We start from the raw sequence: 402 nt of genomic DNA, 5'->3' as shown, positions 1-402 counted from the left end.
GGAGGACTTAATGGAATCTCAATTAGAAACGGTGCCAACCTTAGTGGAGATATTAACATATCAGGAGGAGCTAGAATAGAAGGAGGAAATAATGGAATCGTACTTAGAAACGGTGCCAACCTTAGTGGAGATATTAACATATCAGGAGGAGCTAAGATAAAGGGAGGAGAGAATGGAATTATAGCTCACACTGGTGCTAAGATTAGTGGAGATATTAACATATCAGGAGGAGCGAGGATAGAGGGAGAATTGAGTGGAATCAACATTTGGGATAATGCCGAACTTAGTGGAGATATGATAATTTCAGGTCAAGGTTCTATGATAAAAGGAGGAAAGGATGCAGGTATTTTTAATGAGAATTCTAAGATAACTGGTAACATCACTATATCAGATGGAGCAACT

Annotated in this window: 1 pseudogene; it reads left to right on the top strand. The window is 38.8% G+C overall.

Annotation, left to right across the window (positions count from 1 at the left end):
* Positions 1–402, top strand: a pseudogene (locus LS72_RS11185) (autotransporter outer membrane beta-barrel domain-containing protein); the annotation flags it as partial.

Source organism: Helicobacter apodemus, from assembly GCF_000765745.2.
Classification (GTDB): domain Bacteria; phylum Campylobacterota; class Campylobacteria; order Campylobacterales; family Helicobacteraceae; genus Helicobacter_D; species Helicobacter_D apodemus.
Note: the sequence above shows the minus strand (reverse complement) of the source record. Positions and strands in the feature narration are given on the sequence as shown.